Annotated in this window: 19 protein-coding genes and 1 pseudogene; 10 read left to right on the top strand and 10 right to left on the bottom strand. The window is 72.7% G+C overall.

Annotated elements, in window-relative coordinates; all coding sequences use genetic code 11:
• Positions 1-8: 8 nt before the first annotated feature.
• The 4 genes from trpD to Aru02nite_RS21600 all read left to right on the top strand — a co-directional run bounded on the left by trpD (position 9) and on the right by Aru02nite_RS21600 (position 2751).
• Complete coding sequence (gene trpD / locus Aru02nite_RS21615; protein WP_203660535.1) at positions 9-1055, top strand: anthranilate phosphoribosyltransferase; 1047 nt, start codon at positions 9-11, stop codon at positions 1053-1055.
• A gap of 189 nt (positions 1056-1244) precedes the next feature.
• Positions 1245-1562 carry a nucleoside triphosphate pyrophosphohydrolase gene (locus Aru02nite_RS21610; RefSeq protein WP_203660533.1) on the top strand — a complete coding sequence of 106 codons (318 nt, stop codon included), beginning with the start codon at positions 1245-1247 and terminating at the stop codon, positions 1560-1562.
• A 62-nt stretch (positions 1563-1624) separates the two neighbouring features.
• A complete protein-coding gene (locus tag Aru02nite_RS21605) occupies positions 1625-2419 on the top strand; it encodes a nucleotidyltransferase domain-containing protein (RefSeq protein ID WP_203660530.1) in 795 nt (264 codons plus the stop codon).
• The gene (locus Aru02nite_RS21600; protein WP_203660528.1) at positions 2416-2751 is read left to right on the top strand and encodes a GNAT family N-acetyltransferase; all 336 of its coding nucleotides are present in this window, start codon (positions 2416-2418) and stop codon (positions 2749-2751) included. Before Aru02nite_RS21605 ends, Aru02nite_RS21600 begins: the two co-directional genes overlap by 4 nt.
• 9 nt (positions 2752-2760) lie before the next feature.
• On the opposite strand, the gene Aru02nite_RS21595 is transcribed toward Aru02nite_RS21600, so the two are convergent.
• The gene (locus Aru02nite_RS21595) at positions 2761-3549 is read right to left on the bottom strand and encodes an SDR family oxidoreductase (protein WP_203660525.1); all 789 of its coding nucleotides are present in this window, start codon (positions 3547-3549) and stop codon (positions 2761-2763) included.
• A 143-nt stretch (positions 3550-3692) separates the two neighbouring features.
• Between Aru02nite_RS21595 and Aru02nite_RS21590 the strand changes: the two genes are divergently transcribed.
• The gene (locus tag Aru02nite_RS21590; protein ID WP_203660523.1) at positions 3693-4241 is read left to right on the top strand and encodes a TetR/AcrR family transcriptional regulator; all 549 of its coding nucleotides are present in this window, start codon (positions 3693-3695) and stop codon (positions 4239-4241) included.
• A 70-nt stretch (positions 4242-4311) separates the two neighbouring features.
• Entirely contained in the window at positions 4312-4491 is a 180-nt protein-coding gene (locus Aru02nite_RS21585) for a hypothetical protein (protein ID WP_203660521.1), read from the top strand.
• A 127-nt stretch (positions 4492-4618) separates the two neighbouring features.
• Here Aru02nite_RS21585 and Aru02nite_RS21580 read toward each other — a convergent pair whose 3' ends face one another.
• From Aru02nite_RS21580 to Aru02nite_RS21555, 6 genes are all read right to left on the bottom strand, one after another.
• A complete protein-coding gene (locus tag Aru02nite_RS21580; protein WP_203660519.1) occupies positions 4619-5047 on the bottom strand; it encodes a cytochrome c oxidase subunit 4 in 429 nt (142 codons plus the stop codon).
• Between the two features lies 1 nt (position 5048).
• The gene (ctaC, locus tag Aru02nite_RS21575; RefSeq protein WP_203660517.1) at positions 5049-5969 is read right to left on the bottom strand and encodes an aa3-type cytochrome oxidase subunit II; all 921 of its coding nucleotides are present in this window, start codon (positions 5967-5969) and stop codon (positions 5049-5051) included.
• Positions 5970-6170: 201 nt separating this feature from the next.
• Complete coding sequence (locus Aru02nite_RS21570) at positions 6171-7148, bottom strand: carbohydrate kinase family protein (protein WP_203660515.1); 978 nt, start codon at positions 7146-7148, stop codon at positions 6171-6173.
• A gap of 136 nt (positions 7149-7284) precedes the next feature.
• The gene (locus Aru02nite_RS21565) at positions 7285-8457 is read right to left on the bottom strand and encodes a low temperature requirement protein A (protein WP_203660513.1); all 1173 of its coding nucleotides are present in this window, start codon (positions 8455-8457) and stop codon (positions 7285-7287) included.
• A 154-nt stretch (positions 8458-8611) separates the two neighbouring features.
• Positions 8612-8968 (bottom strand): iron-sulfur cluster insertion protein ErpA, encoded by a 357-nt coding sequence (gene erpA / locus Aru02nite_RS21560; RefSeq protein ID WP_203660511.1) that lies wholly within the window; start codon positions 8966-8968, stop codon positions 8612-8614.
• A gap of 216 nt (positions 8969-9184) precedes the next feature.
• Positions 9185-10300, bottom strand: a complete 1116-nt coding sequence (locus tag Aru02nite_RS21555; protein WP_203660509.1) for a glycerate kinase family protein — start codon at positions 10298-10300, stop codon at positions 9185-9187.
• A 623-nt stretch (positions 10301-10923) separates the two neighbouring features.
• Here Aru02nite_RS21555 and murA point away from each other — a divergent pair.
• The 3 genes and pseudogenes from murA to Aru02nite_RS21540 all read left to right on the top strand — a co-directional run.
• A pseudogene (gene murA / locus Aru02nite_RS21550) lies at positions 10924-12291 on the top strand (UDP-N-acetylglucosamine 1-carboxyvinyltransferase); the annotation flags it as partial.
• An 85-nt stretch (positions 12292-12376) separates the two neighbouring features.
• Positions 12377-12997, top strand: coding sequence for a DUF3043 domain-containing protein (locus Aru02nite_RS21545; RefSeq protein WP_203660505.1), 621 nt, complete (start codon positions 12377-12379; stop codon positions 12995-12997).
• 10 nt (positions 12998-13007) lie between these two features.
• Complete coding sequence (locus tag Aru02nite_RS21540; RefSeq protein ID WP_203660503.1) at positions 13008-14180, top strand: GNAT family N-acetyltransferase; 1173 nt, start codon at positions 13008-13010, stop codon at positions 14178-14180.
• A gap of 39 nt (positions 14181-14219) precedes the next feature.
• Here the strand turns inward: Aru02nite_RS21540 and Aru02nite_RS21535 are convergent, their stop codons facing one another.
• Positions 14220-14798: a TetR/AcrR family transcriptional regulator gene (locus Aru02nite_RS21535; RefSeq protein WP_203660501.1), complete on the bottom strand. Its 579-nt coding sequence runs from the start codon at positions 14796-14798 to the stop codon at positions 14220-14222.
• A 130-nt stretch (positions 14799-14928) separates the two neighbouring features.
• Here Aru02nite_RS21535 and Aru02nite_RS21530 point away from each other — a divergent pair, with 130 nt between their 5' ends.
• On the top strand, positions 14929-16308 hold the full coding sequence (locus tag Aru02nite_RS21530) for an MFS transporter (protein WP_203660499.1): 1380 nt from the start codon (positions 14929-14931) through the stop codon (positions 16306-16308).
• Here the strand turns inward: Aru02nite_RS21530 and Aru02nite_RS21525 are convergent.
• Both Aru02nite_RS21525 and Aru02nite_RS21520 read right to left on the bottom strand, forming a co-directional pair.
• Positions 16292-17281 (bottom strand): ABC transporter ATP-binding protein, encoded by a 990-nt coding sequence (locus Aru02nite_RS21525; RefSeq protein WP_203660497.1) that lies wholly within the window; start codon positions 17279-17281, stop codon positions 16292-16294. The genes Aru02nite_RS21530 and Aru02nite_RS21525 overlap by 17 nt on opposite strands.
• Positions 17278-18288: an ABC transporter ATP-binding protein gene (locus Aru02nite_RS21520; RefSeq protein ID WP_373324941.1), complete on the bottom strand. Its 1011-nt coding sequence runs from the start codon at positions 18286-18288 to the stop codon at positions 17278-17280. Before Aru02nite_RS21520 ends, Aru02nite_RS21525 begins: the two co-directional genes overlap by 4 nt.
• Between the last annotated feature and the right edge of the window lie 34 nt (positions 18289-18322).

The raw sequence follows: 18322 nt of genomic DNA, 5'->3' as shown, positions 1-18322 counted from the left end.
GGCCCACCATGGCCGATCGGACCTGGTCGGTACTGCTGTCCACGCTGCTGCGCGGCGAGTCCCTGGCGGTCGAGGACACCGCCTGGGCCATGGACGAGATCATGGCTGGCAACGCCACGGGCGCGCAGATCGGCGCGTTCGCGGTGGCGCTGCGGGCCAAGGGCGAGACGCCGGCCGAGGTCGCCGCGATCGCCGAGGTCATGCTCGCGCACACCACCCGCCCCGACGTGGCGCGCGTGGACGGGCTCGCCGACGCCGCCGACGTCGTCGGTACGGGCGGGGACGGCGCGCACACCGTGAACATCTCGACGATGGCCGCGATCGTGGTCGCCGGCGCTGGCGTACCGGTGGTCAAGCACGGCAACCGGGCCGCGTCCTCCCGCTGCGGCGCCGCCGACCTGCTCGAAGCCCTCGGCGTACCGCTGGAGCTGGGGCCCGACGACGTCGCCCGGTGCGTACGCGAGGCGGGCATCGGGTTCTGCTTCGCCGCCCGCTTCCACCCGGGATACCGGCACGTGGGCGCGCCGCGGCGGGAGATCGGCGTACCGACGGTGTTCAACTTCCTCGGACCGCTGACGAACCCGGCGACCCCGCGGGCCGGCGCGATCGGCTGCGCCGACCTGCGGATGGCCCCCGTGCTGGCCGCGGTGCTGGCGAAACGCGGCTGTTCCGCGCTGGTACTGCGCGGCGAGGACGGGCTCGACGAGTTCACCACCACGGCGCCGACCCGGATGTGGGTCGTCTCCGGCGGGGACGTCCGCGAGATCGTGCTGCACGCCGGTGACCTGGGGATGGCCCCGGCCACGGCGGCCGACCTGCGCGGCGCCGACGCGGCGTACAACTCGGCGGTGGCGCGGCGGGTGCTGGCCGGTGAGTCCGGCCCGGTGCGGGACGCGGTGCTGATCAACGCGGCGGCCGCGATCGCGGCGTACCGCGGGCTCGACGGTGACGTGACCGCGGCGCTGGCCGAGGGGGTCGAGGCGGCCACGACCGCGATCGACTCGGGTGCGGCGGCCGCCACGCTAGCGACCTGGGTGGACGTCGCGACGCGCTGAGCCACTGGTCGAGGGCCCGCCGCGGCACGTACGTCGCGGGCCCGGCCCCACTCGGGTGGTGTGGGAAGGACCTCGTACGAGGGTTTTCGGGTCGTGTTCCGACCTGGCTGGCAGGAATGTCCGCATTGTTGGACGAACCGGTCGCAGGCTTCGGTGGCGTTCCGGCGTTGTCTCTCGCAAAATGGTGCGATGCCGACCGAACGCCACGACAAGCTGGTCCGGGACCGGATCCCCGAGATCGTGACCGCTTCCGGTGCCCGTCCGGAGACCCGTGTCGCCGACCCCGTCGAGTACCGGGCGCTGCTGCGCGCGAAGCTCGTCGAGGAGATGCACGAGTTCCTGGAGGAGGAGAACCCGGCCGAGTTGGTGGACATCCTTGAGGTGGTGCGCGCTCTCGCCATCGACCTGTCCACCGACCCGGAGGAGCTGGAGCGCCTGCGGGAGAAGAAGGCCACCGAGAACGGCACGTTCGCGGAGCGGATCGTGCTCTGCGCCGTGCACCGCTGACGGTCGACCTCGCCGGGCCCGCCACCGCCGGCGGGCCCTCGTCGTGTCGGTACCGTGACCGGATGCCGATCCCCGCGCCCGCCACGGCGCTCACCGACACGTTCCTGCGTACCGTCGACGACCAGGCGCCGGGGCTCGTCGACGCGTTGTACCTGGTGGGTTCGGTGGCGCTCGGCGACTTCCACGACGGCGCGAGCGACGTGGACTTCGTCGCCGTACTCTCCCGGCACGCCGGTACGGCGGATCTCGCGGCACTGTCCGCCGCGCACGCCGCGGTCGGCCGCGAGTACCCGGGGATCGCGTTCGAGGGCACCCATCTGAGCTGGGACGACGTCGCCGCGGGGGCGGACTGCCCGGACGCGCCCGCGATGTCGCCGGACGGGTTCCAGGAGGCGACGCGGTTCGCGCTGAACCCGGTGACGTTCGCGGAGCTCGCCACCGCCGGCCTCGCCGTACGCGGACCGGAACCCGGCGCGGTGGACATCGGTGGCGCCGGCCCGGACCCGGTTCGCGCGTACACCCTGGACAACCTCACCACGTACTGGCGGTCCCTGCACGCGCGGTTCGCCGCCGCGGGCGAGGACGTGCCGGCGGGGACGGTGGAGTGGGCGGCCTGCTGGGCGGTGCTCGGGGTGAGCCGGCTGCACAAGGTACTCAGCGTCGGCGGGCTGTCGACCAAGTGCGTGGGCGGCGGGCACGCGCTGGCCGCGTTCGATCCGCGGTGGCACGCGCTGGTCGTGGACGCGCTCGGCATCCGCGCCGGCCACCCCTCCCGGTACGGACCGCCCGACGTACTCCGCCGCGACACGCTCGACTTCCTCGACATGGCCATCGAGTCCGGGCTGGCGCTCGCATGATCAACGTCGCACCTGTCGCGTCCGACGACCCCCGCCTCGCCGAGCTGGTCACCGTACCGGCCGGCACCCGGTTCGTGCTGGCCACCCGCGCCGGCGTACCGGTGGGGTGCTGCGGCCTGGCGCCGTCGGCACCGGGCGTCGTACGCCTCGACCCGCTCGTCGTCACCCCCGGCGCGACGGGGGCCGAACGCGCCCTGCTCACCGCCGCCGAACGGCTCGCCGCCCGCCTCGGCGCCCACACCGTCGTACTCCCCGCGTCCCGCCCCGGCCTCGACGTCGCCGGCTACCGGCAGACCCCGGACGGCGTCGCGAAACGCCTCCCGCGCCCCTGAACTGCCGGGTCAGGCGACCTTGAGCGCGCCGCCGTCGATGCGGTAGTCAGCGCCGGCGACGCTGCCGGCCAGCGGCGACGCCAGGTACGCGACGAGCGCGGCGACCTCGGCCGGCTCGATCAGCCGCCCCGTGGTGAGGCCGGCGCCGGCGGGCAGCCCGGCGATCAGGTCCTCGTGCGGTACGCCCATCGCGGCGGCGAGGGCGGCGCCGTACCCGTTCGGGTCGACCCACATCGCGGTACGCACCGGTCCCGGCGACACGGTGTTGACCCGCACCCCCTGCGGCCCGAACTCCTCGGCGAGCGCCTTCCCGAACGCGGTGAGCGCCGCCTTCGCCGTCGTGTACGTGACCGGGCCCTCGCTCGGCTGACGGGCGCCGATCGACGACACGGTGACGATCGCGCCACGCCGGCGCAGCAGGCTCGGCAGCGCGGCCCGGGTCGTACGCACGGCGCTGAGGAAGTTCAGCCCGATCCCCTGCTGCCAGGCCGCCTCGTCGAAGCCGAGGAACCCGCCGGTCTGGCCCTCGCCGCTGTCGCCACCGCCGACGTTGTTGACGAGTACGTCGATCTCGCCGAGCTCGGCGAGCGCCCGCGTGACCAGCTCGGCCGGACCATCCACAGTGGACAGATCGGCGACGAGCGGTACCGCGCCGGTCGCCGCCAGTTCCGGCGACGCGGTACGCGCGGCGCCGACGACGCGCATCCCCTCGGCACGCAGCGCGGCCGCCACGGCCAGTCCGATGCCACGGCTCGCGCCCGTCACCAGCGCGGTCTTCCCGGTCAGCCCCAGATCCATGATCGCCTCCAAGTTGCGTCAGCTCCGATGCCGGTCAACGTACGACATGCATCAGCGTTGTTGCAAGTAGGGTGTGAGCTGCCACGCCACTGTTACTGTTCCGGGTGTTGGCAGTGTGGCCGGGCCGGGAGAGGGAGTGGGCGGTGGAGCGAACGAAACGGGCCGACACCGAGCGGACCGAGCAGGCGATCCTGCGCGCCGCCGAACGGGTGCTGGCCGACGACCCGGCGGCCAGCATGGAACGGATCGCCGCGGCCTCCGGCGTCGCGCGTACGACCGTGCACCGGCGGTTCGCCACCCGGGAGGCGCTGCTCGACGCGCTGTCGGTGTGGGCGGCCCGGCAGTTCGGCGCCGCCGTCGACGCCGTACCGGACGCGGCTCCGCCGCTGGTCGCCCTGCACCAGGTCACCGCGAACGTGCTGCGCGTCAAGCTCGGCTGGGGCTTCGCGATGAGCCGCCCCACCACCAACACCGAGGTCGCCGACGTGCACGCGCACGTACTCGACCGCTGCATCGGCCTGTTCCGCCGCGCCCGCGACACCGGCGTACTCCGGGCCGACGTCGACCCCGACTGGGCCCGCCGCGTCTACTACGCGCTCATCCACGAGACCGCCGACCGGCGCGACGACACCGACGTCGACGCCCTCGCCGCCCGCCTCGTCGACACCCTGCTGCGCGGCGTCGGCCCCTGACCCCCGCGTACGACACGCCGGCGGCCCCAGGTCCCCGACCGGCGCCGCCCACCATGGCACCGTCGGCTACGTGGAGGAGATCGCCTACTGCCCGACCTGCCGTACGGACCGGGTCCTCGAACGGCCCGAGTGCCGGGACGGCCACGGCGACGACTGCCCCGAGCGCTGCTGTACGACCTGCGCCACCGCGTACCTGGTCGACCCCGCGCTCCCACCCCGCGCCGAACGCACCACCCGCCGCGCCGCGTAGACCCAGGCGAAAGCCCAGGCAACACTAAGCACAGCAACGAAAGAGACCCGCCAATGGCGGGTCTCTTTTGCTCGTTCACCACGGGGGACGTGAGCGAGTCAGGCCGCCGCAGCGACCACAACCAAACTCAGTCGTGGCCGTGTACGCGCCGGGTGCCCGTGTAGTACTCGAAGACGAAGCCACAGACCGCGAGGACCACCGCGACCAGGCCGGCGATGAGCAGCCAGACCTGCCAGAACACGACGCCGATGCCGGCGACGGCGGCGGCCAAGGCCAGACCGAACGGCCAGTAGCTGCCCGGGCTGAAGAACCCGATCTCACCGGCGCCCTCGGCGATCTCCGCGTCCTCGCGGTCCTCCGGGCGGGGCTCCATCCGGCGGGCGATGAACGCGAAGTAGAAGCCGCACATGAACAGCAGCAGCATCGACAGGATCAGCGCGACGACGCCGATGACCTCGACGTGCCCGGTCGACGCGTGCGTCCACCACCCGTACACCACGGCCGCGATCGCGAGGAAGACGGCGACCAGGTTGAAGATTCGGGACTCGGTCTTCATCTCAACTCGCCTTCCGCGACGTGCGGTCGGTGTTGAAGGGGTGCGTGGTCGTCGCGTACGGCGCCTGGCCGATGTCGGACAGCGCAGCCGGGGTGGACATCCCCTTCTGCTTGTCCTGCAGGAACTTCTGGTAGTCGGTCCAGCTCACGGCGCGCAGCTCGAAGTTCATCTGCGAGTGGTACGTGCCGCACAGCTCGGCGCAACGCCCCACGTACGCCCCCTCCTTCTCGACCGTGACCTCGAAGGAGTTCGTCGTGGGCTTCGGGAAGACGTCCCGCTTGAACAGCAGCTCCGGCACCCAGAACGAGTGGATGACGTCCTGGCTGGTCTCGTTGAACCGGATCGTCTTGTGCGTCGGGACGACCAGCACCGGGATGTAGTCACTGGACCCGGTCGTGGCGACCGGCTCGCCCTTGTTGTCCTTGCTGTCCGGGTACTGGAACTGCCAGTTCCACTTGAAGGCGACGATGTCGACCGTGGCGTCCGGGTTCTTGTGCTCCTTGTTCACGTACGACTCGGTGATCGCCGTGTAGTAGAAGAGCACCGCGATGATGAAGAACGGGACGATCGAGTACACCAGCTCGATGGGCAGGTTGTACCGGGTCTGCACCGGGAGCTGCTCGCCACGCTTGCGGTAGCGGATGATGCACCAGAAGATCAGGCCCCACACGAGCACACCGACCGCCAGCGCGGCGATCGTCGACCCGATCCACATGTCGTACATCCGGTGCGCCTGCGGCGTGATGCCGCCGTGCGGCCAGCCGAAAGCGAACGCGTCCTTGAATGAGCAGCCCGCAAGCGACGCGAGAAGCACCACTCCACCGGCCGTGACACCGGCGAGGCGCCGGAACCCGCGGCGGGATCCCTGGCCGGCCCTGGCCGGACGGCGGGTGCGAGCGGAGTCTGATGGACCTGCGACCACCTGCTCCTGCCTTCCTCTGCGGTAACGATCCTGGCTGTCAACGTGCCCGACCGCCGGGACATGGTGCGGCGACTGGTGTCGCCAACGGTCGGAAGATTACTCGACCTGCACCGACCGCACGCCGATGGGGTACGAACGTCGTTCGATGGTGGTTGGCCGAAATTCGGCGCCCCGCGTGCCGGTCGCGGGGCGCCGACCAGGTCACTCCGGCAGGTGACCGCGCACCTCGTCGGCGCACTCGTCGCCGTACGACTCGGCCAGCCGGGCGACGAAGTCGACCGGCTTCACCACGTACTCCTGGGTGCCGACGGTCTCCAGCACCATCGTGGCGAGCATGCTGCCGACCTGCGCGGAACGTTCCAGCGACAGGCCCCACGACAGGCCGGCGAAGAACCCGGCGCGGAAGCCGTCACCGACGCCCGTCGGGTCGTGCGCGGCGATCTCCTTCGCCACCGGTACGTGCACCGGCTCCATGCCCTTGCCGGTGATCCGGGCGCCGTCCTTGCCGAGCGTGGTGACCTGCACCTTGACCCGGTCCAGGATCTCGGCCTCGGTGAGCCCGGTCTTCTGCTCCAGCAGACTCTTCTCGTAGTCGTTGGTGAGCAGGAAGTCGGCGCCGTCGATGAGCCGGATCGCGTCCGGCCCGGACATCCGGGCCAGCTGCTGCGACGGGTCGGCGGCGAACCGCAGCCCCCGTTCCCGGCACTCGTCGGAGTGCCGCAGCATCGCCTCCGGGTCGTCCGCACCGACCAAGACCAGGTCGAGGCCGGCGAACCGGTCCACGACCGGCTGCAGCTCGATGTTGCGCGCCTCGGCCATCGCACCCGCGTAGAACGAGGCGATCTGGCACATGTCCTCGTCGGTGGTGCAGACGAAACGGGCGGTGTGCGCGGTCTCCGACACGTACACGGAGGCGCAGTCGACGCCGTGCCGCTCCAACCAGCCGCGGTAGTCGGCGAAGTCCGAGCCCACCGCGCCGACCAGCACCGGGCTCAGCCCGAGCTGCGCCATCCCGAACGCGATGTTGGCGGCGACCCCGCCGCGGCGTACCTCCAGCTCGTCGACCAGGAACGACAGCGACACCTGGTGCAGCTGGTCGGGCAGCAACTGGTCGGCGAACCGACCCGGGAAGTGCATCAGGTGGTCGGTGGCGATCGATCCAGCGACGGCGATCTTCATGACGGAACCTTCCGGACGGTTACCTCTCGGCCAACTGGGCGCCGCGCCAGCGTACCGGCCGTTCGTCGCGCGTTCACGCCCCGCCGCCGGGAACCGTACCCGCACAAATGCCGCGCCGCGTACCGGGTGGCGCGGGTCAGGCCGTCACGGCACGGCGATCGAGGCGCATGCCGTACCCCAGGTGCCCGCCGACCACGACGACGAGCAGCCAGACCAGGGCCACGCCGGGCAGCCGCGCACCGAACGCGCCGAGGCCGAGCGTCAGGACGAGTCCCGGCGCCCCCGCCACCAGCAGCCAGTGGGTACGCCCGGCCCGCGGCGCGCCGAGGATCCCGGACAGGCCCCACGCCGCCAGACCACCGCACAGCAGCCACCGGTCGGCGACGGGCGCGGGACCGACCGGATGGGCGACCAGGCCACCCAGTCCGACCGCGAGCGCGGTGATACCCGCCGCGGTGAGGAAGTGCAGCGGCATCGCCAGCCGTACCGGCAGCATCCGGCCGGCGCTACCGACCAGGCCGTACCGGAACATCGGCCACCAGATGCCCGCGAGCAGCGCGAACCCACCCAGCGCGACGGCGATCAGGCCCGCCGTCCAGGGCAGCTCCGCCGCCGCCGACACGACCTGGAGTACGGCCTCGCCCAGCACGATGATCAGGAAGAGGCCGAGCCGTTCGGCCAGGTGCGGCAGGTCCAGCTCCGCCGGCCGAGGTACGAGGGTCGACATGTCCGGCGCGGCCCGGCCCTCGCGTTCGGCCTGCTGTTCGATCAACCGCTGGGCGAAGCGCGGGACGCGCCGCTCCGCGTTCGCGAGCAGCGGCAGCACGATGTCGATGGCCAGGCCGACGGTCCACAGCACGTACCGGCCGGGCGGGTCGACCCAGATCGACGCCACCCACGGCAGCACCCCGATCAGGCCCTGTACCGACGGCCACGCCGTCAGGTGGGTGCCGGTGCCCTGCCAGGTTCGGGCGCCCAGCGCGCGGACCACCACGTACGTGACGATGAAGACGACGGCGCGCGGCCCGGTCGCCTCGGGGATCGCCGCCGCCATGATCGCGATGACGAACATCGCGGCGAGCATCGACCGGCGGCGGGTGCGCTCGCGGGCGACGTTGGCGTACAGCGTGAACGCCGACCAGCACATCCAGACCGCCAGGTACAGCAGGACGAACAGGCCCACGTCGGACGGGCCCACCTCGCCGTGCAACCGGTGGGCGAGCTGCGCCACCGCCGCGACCGCGACGAGGTCGAAGAACAGCTCCAGCCAGCTCGCGTGCCGGCCGACCGCGGACTCGTGCGTACTCACAGCCGACGATCATGTCAGCCGACGCCACCGCCGACCAACGGGTACGCCCGCGGCGCCGGACCAGGCGACACGCCGCAGCATCGGCCGGAGCGGACGCAAAACGGCGCGGGGCACATGATGCCCCGCGCCGGATGGGTCTGTCAGCGCTCGACGGTCAGTGGAACGAGTCGCCGCAGGCGCAGGAACCCGTCGCGTTCGGGTTGTCGATGGTGAAGCCCTGGCGGTCGATGCGGTCGACGAAGTCGATGGTCGCGCCCGACAGGTACGGCACGCTCATCCGGTCGACGACGACGCCGACGCCGCCGAAGTCCTTGACGACGTCGCCGTCCAACGAACGCTCGTCGAAGAAGAGCTGGTACCGCAGGCCGGAGCAGCCGCCCGGCTGGACCGCGACCCGCAGCCGCAGGTCGTCCCGGCCCTCCTGGTCGAGCAGTGCCTTGACCTTCTCCGCCGCGCCGTCGGTGAGTTGGATCCCGTCGGACGTGGTCTCGGTGGTCTGCTGAACAGTCACGTGGTGCTCCCTGCGCCGGTCGGTCGTGTCGTCGCTGTCCGCCAGGTGTGCCCGTCGCGGGGCACCTCCCAGCCGTGCGGGCCGTGGCCCGCCTGCCACCTGGCGTGAACAACGGCGCCGTTGGCATGCATTCCCATAGTCGCACAGCATTTCGGCTCGTCCAGTGAGCTGCCCCGCAGTCACGGACTCACGGTGGGTATGTCCGGTTCGCGGTACTCAGGCCCACTGTCCGGCGACCCGTGCGGCCAGCGCGCGCAGCCCCGCGTACGGCTGGGCCATCGCCGCCTCGACCCCGCCCACCTGCTCGACCACCGAGTACGCCGCCTCGATGCCCGCCGCGGCGGACTCGCGCCGGCCGACGTCCACCCGCCCGGCGAGCACCAGGCACGGTACGCCGCGCTCGGCCGCGGCCGCCGCCACCACCGCGGGCAGCTTGCCGCGCAGCGACTGGAAGTCGAACGACCCCTCCCCCGTCACGACGAGGTCGCACTCGTCGAGCGCCGCGTCCAACCCCACCGCCGTACGTACCAGGCCGGCGCCGGACTCGCGGCGGCCGCCCAGCGCGTACAGGGCGGCGCCGAGTCCGCCGGCCGCACCCGCACCGGGCAGCTCGGCCACGTCCGGCGGGCACCCGGGTACGTCCCGGACCAGGACCCGGGCGTACCGGGTGAGGGCGTCGTCGAGCAGCAGGACGTCGGCGCGGTCGGCGCCCTTCTGCGGGCCGAACACCGAACTCGCGCCGTGCAGCCCGGTCAGCGGGTTGTCCACGTCGGTCGCCGCGACCAGCGCCATCTGCCGCAGCACCGGTACCCCCGACAGGCCGGCGACGTGCGTCAACGCGGCCCCGCCGTACGGCAGGACCCGCCCGGCGTCGTCGACCGGCGCGGCACCGAGCGCGGCGAGCATCCCGGCCCCGGCGTCGTTGGTCGCCGACCCACCCAACCCGACCACCGCGGTACGCGCGCCCGCCTCGGCCGCCGCCGCCAGCAGCAGCCCCAGCCCGTACGACGTGGTCCGATTCGGGTCGCGCTCCTCGGCGGTGACCAGGTGCAGGCCGCACGCCTGGGCGCTCTCCACGTACGCGGTGTCGCCGACGACGAGCAGCCAGCCGTCGACGGAACGGCCGAGCGGGTCGACGGTCCGCACCGGCACCCGGGTACCGGACAGCGACGCGTCGAGTACGTCGAGGAAGCCCGGCCCACCGTCGGCGAGCGGGCGGCGGTCGACGTCGGCGTCGGGCGCGGAGTCGTGCCAGCCGGCGGCGATCGCGTCGGCGGCCTCGGGGGCGCTCAGCGTGCCGGCGAACTTGTCGGGACAGATCAGTACGCGCATGGGAGGCAGTCAACCGCACGCCCGACAGGTCGTACCACTGCCGGGTGACGCGGTTCCGGCAGTCGGCACGCGCCGCGCCCGATCTGAGCGGACAGTGAGGAGAGGTCCCGTCCGGTGTCCCGCGGAGCCGACCGGCGACGCACCGGCGACCGGCGGTTTCCGGCATGGCGGACTTCGGGCGTACCGGCAGGTCCGGCGCGGTGCGCGGAGGGTACGACGACGGATTGCCCGCGGCGGTTGCGGCCCGGGTCGGAGTGGGGGATTCATCACGCGTCGGCGCGTGGATGGCTGCGTTCGGTAACGGAACCGCTAAGGTCCGGCCCGGGCCACGGCGGCCCGGCGTACGTCCCGCGAGCAACCAAGGAGGAGATGCCGTGAGCGGAGACCGGAGGCAGCCACCCGCACCCCCGACCACGGCACTCGCCGAAGGCCGCAGCGAACCGACAGCGCAGCGCGGAGACCGGAGGCAGCCACCCGCACCCCCGACCACGGCACTCGCCGAAGGCCGCAGCGAACCATCCGCACAGAGCGGAGACCGGACCGCACCCGCGGCGTTCTCCGGAGGGAGCGGCGAGTCGGTGGCGCACGGGACGCCGCCGCGTACTGCGGCGCGGGGTACGGCGGTGGCGGAGCGGCCGGTGTCGTTCGCGGACGGGTCGTTGCTGGCCCCGGAGGACCAGCTCGTGGTGCGGGGCGGTACGCCGCTGCACGGCGAGATCCGGGTACGCGGGGCGAAGAACCTGGTCTCCAAGGCGATGGTGGCGGCGCTGCTCGGCGAGACCCCGAGCACCTTGTACGACGTGCCCGCGATCCGCGACGTGGAGGTCGTGTCGGGGCTGCTGAACCTGCACGGCGTGCACGTGACGGCGGGTCCGGACGGGCGGATCACGCTCGACCCGTCCAACGTGGAGAGCGCGAACGTCGACGAGATCAACGTGCACGCCGGGTCGAGCCGCATCCCGATCCTGTTCTGCGGGCCGCTGCTGCACCGGCTGGGGCACGCGTTCATCCCGGACCTGGGTGGGTGCCGGATCGGTGACCGGCCGATCGACTTCCACCTGGACGCGTTGCGCGCGATGGGCGCGACGGTGGAGAAGACGCCGCAGGGGCTGGACATCACGGCGCCGGCCGGGCTGCGCGGTACGAAGCTGACGCTGCCGTACCCGAGTGTGGGGGCGACGGAGCAGATCCTGCTGACCGCGGTGCGCGCGGAGGGCATCACCGAGCTGCGCAACGCGGCGGTGGAGCCGGAGATCTGCGACCTGATCGCGGTGCTCCAGAAGATGGGCGCGATCATCACGATCCACACCGACCGGGTGATCCGGATCGAGGGCGTACCGCGGCTGCGCGGCTACCGGCACCGTCCGCTGCCGGACCGGTTGGAGACGGCGAGCTGGGCGTGCGCGGCGCTGGCCACCCGCGGCGACGTGACGGTACGCGGGGCGCGGCAGGCGGACCTGATGACGTTCCTGAACGTGTTCCGGTCGGTGGGCGGCGAGTTCGAGGTGGACGACTCGCCGACCGACGGCGGGATCCGGTTCTGGCATCCGGGCGGCGACCTGCGGGCGGTGGCCCTGGAGACGGACGTGCATCCCGGCTTCATGACGGACTGGCAGCAGCCGCTCGTGGTGGCGCTGACCCAGGCGCGCGGCCTGTCGATCGTCCACGAGACCGTGTACGAGAACCGGCTCGGTTTCACGGACGCGCTGGTCAGCATGGGCGCCACGATCCAGCTGTACTCGGACTGCCTGGGGTCGACGCCGTGCCGGTTCGGCCAGCGGAACTTCCGGCACTCGGCGGTGATCTCCGGGCCGAGCAAGCTGCAGGCGGCCGACCTGGTCATTCCGGACCTGCGCGGCGGGTTCAGCCATTTCATCGCGGCGCTGGCCGCCGAGGGCACCTCCCGCGTCTTCGGCGTCAACCTGATCGACCGTGGGTACGAGGACTTCGGTGCGAAGCTCGCGGCGCTGGGTGCGACGGTCGAGGGCCCGGGCATGCCGTCGTCGACCGGACCGGTACGCCTGGCCGCCGGTGGCCCGGTGGAAGCGGCACGCTGATTCCGGCTACCCTTCGTGCGTGCCCTCCCTGTTCAAGCGCAAGACCGAGCCCGCCGCCACCGAACCGGACGGCGCGGACGACACGCCACCGGTCGAGGCGGGCGCGCGCCCGAAGGCGTACACGGAGAAGAAGGGGCGGCCGACCCCGAAGCGGAAGGACGCGCAGAAGCGTTCCGCGGAGGCGCCGCCGGCCGACCGCAAGGAGGCCGCGCGCCGGCTGCGTGAGCGGCAGCGCGTGGAGCGGTCCGAGGCCCGGCAGAAGATGATGGCCGGCGACGAGCGGTACCTGCCGGCCCGCGACCGCGGCCCCGAGCGCGCGCTGGTGCGCGACGTCGTCGACTCGCGGCGCAACGTCGGGAGCTACTTCCTGATCGCCGCCCTGGTCATCCTGATCGGCACGTCGCAGGGCATGCCGCCGGTCGTCCGGCTGGTCACCCAGTTCCTGTGGTACGCGCTGGCCGTGATCTTCATCGCCGACTGCGTGCTGGTCTGCCGGCGGGTGCGCAAGACCGTGAAGGCGAAGTACCCGAAGTCGCAGGTCCGCTTCGGCGGGCTCTACTGGTACGCGATCATGCGCTCGATCACGTTCCGCAAGCTGCGGATGCCGAACCCGAAGGTCAAGATCGGCGAGCGTCCGTAGGGGGGCCCGGGTGACCGAGATCCGGCTGGTCGAGGGCGAGGAGCGGCTGCGTTTCGGGCGGCCGCTCACCGCGTACGCGTTCGAGGCGAGTCCGCGCACCGACGACCTCACCGAGCTGCGCCGGCACCTGTCGATCGGACACCGGCGGGTGCACGTGCTGTTCGACGACGGGGAGCCGCGCTCCACCGCCACGGTCGTCGAGATGACCCAGAACGTACGGGGTGCGCTGCTGCCGATGGGTGGAGTCGCCGGGGTGGCGACGCATCCGGCCGGGCGGCGGCGCGGGTTCGCCCGCGAGATGCTCACGCACGTGCTGGCCGACATGCGCGACCAGGGCCAGGTGGTCAGCGCGCTGTACCCGTTCCGGGCGTCGTTCTACGAGCGTTTCGGGTACGTGGGGATCGGCGCGGAGCCGCGGGCCACGCTGCACCCGGCCGACCTCGCCCCGCTGCTGCGCGCGGACGTACCGGGTGAGGTGACGTTGACCCGGTTGCCGGAGGTGGCCGCCGACGTCCGCGCGGTGACCGAGGCCGCGCAGCGCACCACGCACGGCATGGCGCTGCGGGCCGACCCCGAGCTGGCCGCCGCCCACGCCGACGACCGTACGTGGGCCGCGGTGGCCCGGGTCGACGGCCGCCCCGCCGGCTACCTGACGTACGAGATCCGGGAGTACGGCGGGGAGCTGTCCGTGCAGCGCTTCCAGTACGACGGGGCGGTGGCGCGCACGCTGCTGCTCGGCTGGCTGGCCCGGCACACCGACCAGGTGACGACGGTGTCGCTGCCGCTGCGTCCGGTCGACGAGCCGGCGACCTGGGTGACCGACATCGACGTGACCGTCCGGTCCCGGCAGGCGCCGCTGCACGAGCCCGCGCCGATGGTCCGCGTGCTGTCCGTGCCCGGCCTCGCCGGCATCCCCGTCGGTACGGGCGAGGTCACCGTCCGGGTGGTGGACGACTTGGTCGGAGGGGTGTGGACGTTCGCCGGCAACGGCACCCTGTCGGTCCACCCCGGCGGTACGCCGACCGCCGAGCTGACCGGCCACGGCCTCGCCGCGCTGGTGTACGGCGTGCTCGACCCGGCCGACCTGCCGCTCCGCGGGTACGGCACGCTCGACGCGCCGACCGCGGACGCGCTGCGTGTCCTGTTCCCGCGCGCCACCCCGTTCCTGCTCGAACACTTCTGACGGGCCGCGCCGGTTCCGCGGCGCCCGGCGCCACCGTGGTCAGGGCGTACGCAGGCCGGCGGTGAGGACGGCGAGCATCCGGCGGGCGGCGTCGTCGCGGTCGGGCAGGTTCTCGGTGATCAGCGCGATGCCGTGGACCATCCGGTGGATGTCGGCGGCGGTGACGTCGGCGCGGACCGTACCGGCCGACTGAGCGCGGGTGACGAGCGTGGCGCCGGTGTCGTGGATCGGGTCGCAGGCGTGCGCCAGCGCGGAGTGGTCCTCCCCCGTACTCGCGATGATCGCGGCGGCGAGCCCCTTGTACGTGGTGAGGTGGCCGAGGAGCAGGCCGAGCCAGCGTTCGAGGGCGGCGTCGGGTGTCGGGTCGGAGCAGAGTTCGGTGGCCTGGCCGCGCAGGTCCTCGACCCAGTCGGCGAGTACGGCGCCGAGCAGCGCGTCCCGGTTGGGGAAGTGCCGGTACAGGGTGCCGGGGCCGACGCCGGCGCGGCGGGCGATGTCGTCGAGGCTGGCGTCGGCGCCGTGCTCGGTGAACGTGTCCCGGGCGACGGACAGCAGCCGCTCGTAGTTGCGGCGCGCGTCGGCGCGCATCGGGCGCATCGCCCGCACCGGGGTACCCATCTGTCTCCCAACCGGTTGCCAAACGGAGACCATCTCCGTATTGTCGTCCCCGGCGGAACCGGAGACTGTCTCCAGATTACCGCCGTGCTCGTGTGTGCCCATCCTCGCGCAGAGAGCCGATCGAACACCAATGACGACGACCCTCACCCGCGCCACCCGGCCCCGGTACGCCCGGCTGGCGCTCACGCTGATCCTCACCTGCCAGCTCATGCTCATCCTCGACGCCACCGTGGTCACCGTGGCGCTGCCGCAGATCCGTACCGGGTTGCGGTTCTCGCCGACGGGCCTGGCGTGGGTGATGGACGCGTACACGCTGGCGTTCGGTGGGTTGCTGCTGCTCGGCGGACGGGCCGGCGACCTGCTCGGCCGGCGGCGGCTGCTGCTCGCCGGGATCGCGCTGTTCACCGCCGCGTCGCTGGTGGGCGGGTTCGCCGGCAGCGCAGGGATGCTGATCGCCGCGCGTACCGCGCAGGGGGTCGGTGCGGCGATGGCGGCACCCAGCGCGCTCGCGCTCGTCGTGACCACGTTCGACGGCCCCGCCCGGGTCCGCGCCATCGCCCTGTACTCCGCGATCAGCGGCGCCGGGAGTTCGGTCGGGCTGATCGTCGGCGGGATGCTGACCGCGTGGGTGTCGTGGCGCTGGGTCCTGTTCGTCAACGTGCCGATCGGCATCGCCCTGGTACTCCTGGCGCCACTCGCGCTGGCGGAGACGCCGCGTGCCACTGGCCGGCCGGACGTGGCGGGCGCGCTCACCGCGACGGGAGCCGTCGGCGCCGGGGCGTACGGGTTCCTGCACGCGGCGGCGGCCGGCTGGCGCGCCCCTGGTACGGTCGCCGCGTTCGCGGTCGCGGTGCCGCTGCTGGTCGCGTTCCTGCTCGTCGAGTCCCGGGTACGGCAACCGTTGCTGCCGCTGCGGCTGTTCGCCGACCGCAACCGGGTCGGCGCGTACCTGAGCATGCTGTTGCTGCCGGCGGCCATGTTCGGCGCGTTCTTCTTCGTCAGCCAGTACCTGGCGGGCGCGTTGCGCTACGACGCGCTGCGTACCGGGGCGGCGTTCCTGCCGTTGACGGGGTTGTCGTTCGTCGTCGCCCGGTACGCGCCGCGGCTGATCGCGCGGTTCGGCGCGAAGCCGACGATGCTCGCCGGCGCGCTGTTCCTGGCCGCCGGAACGGCCTGGTTGAGCCGACTCGACGCCGCCGACGACTACCTCACCGGCGTACTCGGGCCGATGGCGCTGCTCGGCGTCGGCGTCGGCGCCAGCTTCGTACCGGCGTCGGCGACGATCCTCGGCACCGTCGCGCCCGCCGACACCGGCGCCGCCTCGGGCACCCTCCAGACCCTCCAGCAGATCGGCGGCGCGCTCGGCCTCGCCGTCCTCACCACCGTGTACGGTGCCGCCGCGCGCGGCCCGCACGCGGCGGCCGACGGTACCGCCGCCGCGTTCGGCCTGGCGTGTGCCCTGGTACTCGCCGCCGGCGTGGGCACCGCGCTGCTCATCCGGCGACGGTAGCCGGGTCGTACAGGTGGCAGGCGGTGTGGTGGTCGTCGGCGAGCGCGGTGAACAGCGGGGCCGTGGTGCTGCACGTGGGCAGCGCGACCGGGCAGCGCGGGTGGAACCGGCAGCCGGACGGCGGGCTGATCAGGCTCGGCGGCTCGCCGTGGTCGGTGGTGTCCTCCTCGTCGTCCACCTGGTCCGGGTCCGGCGCCGCCGACAGCAACAGCTTCGTGTACGGGTGCGCCGGGTCGTCGGTGACCCGCTGGCTCGGCCCCTGCTCGATGAGCTGCCCCGCGTACATGACGAGGATGTCGTCGGCGAAGTAGCGCGCGCTGGCGATGTCGTGCGTGATGTACAGCAGCGCCAGGTTCTCCTCGCGCGCCAGCTTCTCCAGCAGCCGCAACACACCCAGCCGGATCGACACGTCCAGCATCGACACCGGCTCGTCGGCGATCAGCGCGACCGGCTGCGCGGCGAGCGCGCGGGCGATCGCCACGCGCTGCCGCTGGCCGCCGGACAGTTCGTGCGGGAGCTTGTGCATGAACTGCTCGACCGGGGTCAGGCTCACCCGCTCCAGCAGCGCCGCGACCTGCTCGTCCACCTCGGCCTTCGTACGGGCGTGGCCGTGCAGCTTCAGCGGCCGCGCCAGGTGGTAGTGCACCTTGTGGAACGGGTTGAGCGACGCGAACGGGTCCTGGAACACCATCTGCACGTTCCGCCGGTACGCCCGCGAGTCGGTGACCTCCTTGCCGCGCAACAGGATCCGGCCCTTGGTGGGCGGGTAGATCCGGGCCAGCATCCGGGCCACCGTCGACTTGCCGCAGCCGGACTCGCCCACCATGGCGGTGATCCGGCCCGCGGTCAGGTTCAGGCTCACGTCCTCGACCGCGCGTACCGGTGGGCGCTTGCCCAGGCCGAAGCGCCGGCCACGGGACGCGGCGAAGTGCTTCGTGACGTTCTCCGCCGCCAGTACGACCTCGTCGGTCACCGCGACCCCCCTGCGCTCAGCTCCACCGGAACCGGTCCGTACGACGGGCCGTGCGCGAGGCACGCCGCCCACTGTCCACTGTGTACCTCGGTCAGTTCGGGCTGCTCGGCCGAGCAGGCGTCGACCGCGAACCGGCACCGCGGATGGAACGGGCAGCCCGGCGGCAGGTCCCGCAGATCCGGTGGGGTGCCGGGGATCCCGAGCAGTTCCTCGCGCGGTCCGCGCAGCTTCGGGAACGACCGCAACAACCCCAGCGTGTACGGGTGCCGCGGGTGGTCGTGCACGTCGCGGGCCGCGCCGTGCTCGACGAGCTGGCCCGCGTACATGACGGCGATCCGGTCGGCCATCGACAGCAGCAGCGACAGGTCGTGCGTGATGAACACGACCGCGAAGCCGTACTCCTCGCGCAGCGCCTTGATCTCCCGCAGGATGTCCCGCTGTACCACCACGTCCAGCGCGGTGGTCGGCTCGTCCATGATGATGATCTCGGGGTTGAGCGCCAGCGCGATCGCGATCGCCGCGCGCTGCCGCATCCCGCCGGACAGTTCGTGCGGGTAGCTCTTGGCCCGGTCGGCGGAGATGCCGACCCGGCGCAGCAGTTCCACCGCGCGGTCCCGACGCTCCACTGTGGACATCGAACGGTCGTGCGCCCGCAGTACGTCGTCGACCTGGCTGCCCACCGTGGTCACCGGGTTCAGCGAGTTCATCGCGGACTGGAAGACGACCGCCAGTTCCTTCCACCGGAACCGCCGCAGCTCCTGCTTGCCCATCCGCAGCAGGTCCGTCGCCGACCCGTCCGCCCGGTGGTACGTGACGCTGCCGGCGGTGACCACCGCCGGCGGGCGCAGCAGCCGGGCCACCGCGTTCGCCAGGGTGGACTTGCCGCTGCCGCTCTCCCCCGCCAGGCCGAGGATCTCGCCGCGCCGCAACGTCAACGACACCCCGTCCACCGCGTGTACCGCGCCGGAGCCGGTCAGGTAGTCCACCGACAGGCCCTCGATCGACAGTACCGGGCTGCCCGGGGCGCTCGGCGCTGATGGT

Origin of the sequence: Actinocatenispora rupis (assembly GCF_016861975.1) — a bacterium.
GTDB lineage: Bacteria > Actinomycetota > Actinomycetes > Mycobacteriales > Micromonosporaceae > Actinocatenispora > Actinocatenispora rupis.
Note: the sequence above shows the minus strand (reverse complement) of the source record. Positions and strands in the feature narration are given on the sequence as shown.

Coding starts and splice junctions, on each gene's coding strand:
- trpD (WP_203660535.1), top strand. CDS start 9: ATGGCCGATCGGACCTGGTCGGTACTGCTGTCCACGCTGCTGCGCGGC.
- Aru02nite_RS21610 (WP_203660533.1), top strand. CDS start 1,245: ATGCCGACCGAACGCCACGACAAGCTGGTCCGGGACCGGATCCCCGAG.
- Aru02nite_RS21605 (WP_203660530.1), top strand. CDS start 1,625: ATGCCGATCCCCGCGCCCGCCACGGCGCTCACCGACACGTTCCTGCGT.
- Aru02nite_RS21600 (WP_203660528.1), top strand. CDS start 2,416: ATGATCAACGTCGCACCTGTCGCGTCCGACGACCCCCGCCTCGCCGAG.
- Aru02nite_RS21595 (WP_203660525.1), bottom strand. CDS start 3,549: ATGGATCTGGGGCTGACCGGGAAGACCGCGCTGGTGACGGGCGCGAGC.
- Aru02nite_RS21580 (WP_203660519.1), bottom strand. CDS start 5,047: ATGAAGACCGAGTCCCGAATCTTCAACCTGGTCGCCGTCTTCCTCGCG.
- Aru02nite_RS21570 (WP_203660515.1), bottom strand. CDS start 7,148: ATGAAGATCGCCGTCGCTGGATCGATCGCCACCGACCACCTGATGCAC.
- Aru02nite_RS21555 (WP_203660509.1), bottom strand. CDS start 10,300: ATGCGCGTACTGATCTGTCCCGACAAGTTCGCCGGCACGCTGAGCGCC.
- Aru02nite_RS21535 (WP_203660501.1), bottom strand. CDS start 14,798: ATGGGTACCCCGGTGCGGGCGATGCGCCCGATGCGCGCCGACGCGCGC.
- Aru02nite_RS21530 (WP_203660499.1), top strand. CDS start 14,929: ATGACGACGACCCTCACCCGCGCCACCCGGCCCCGGTACGCCCGGCTG.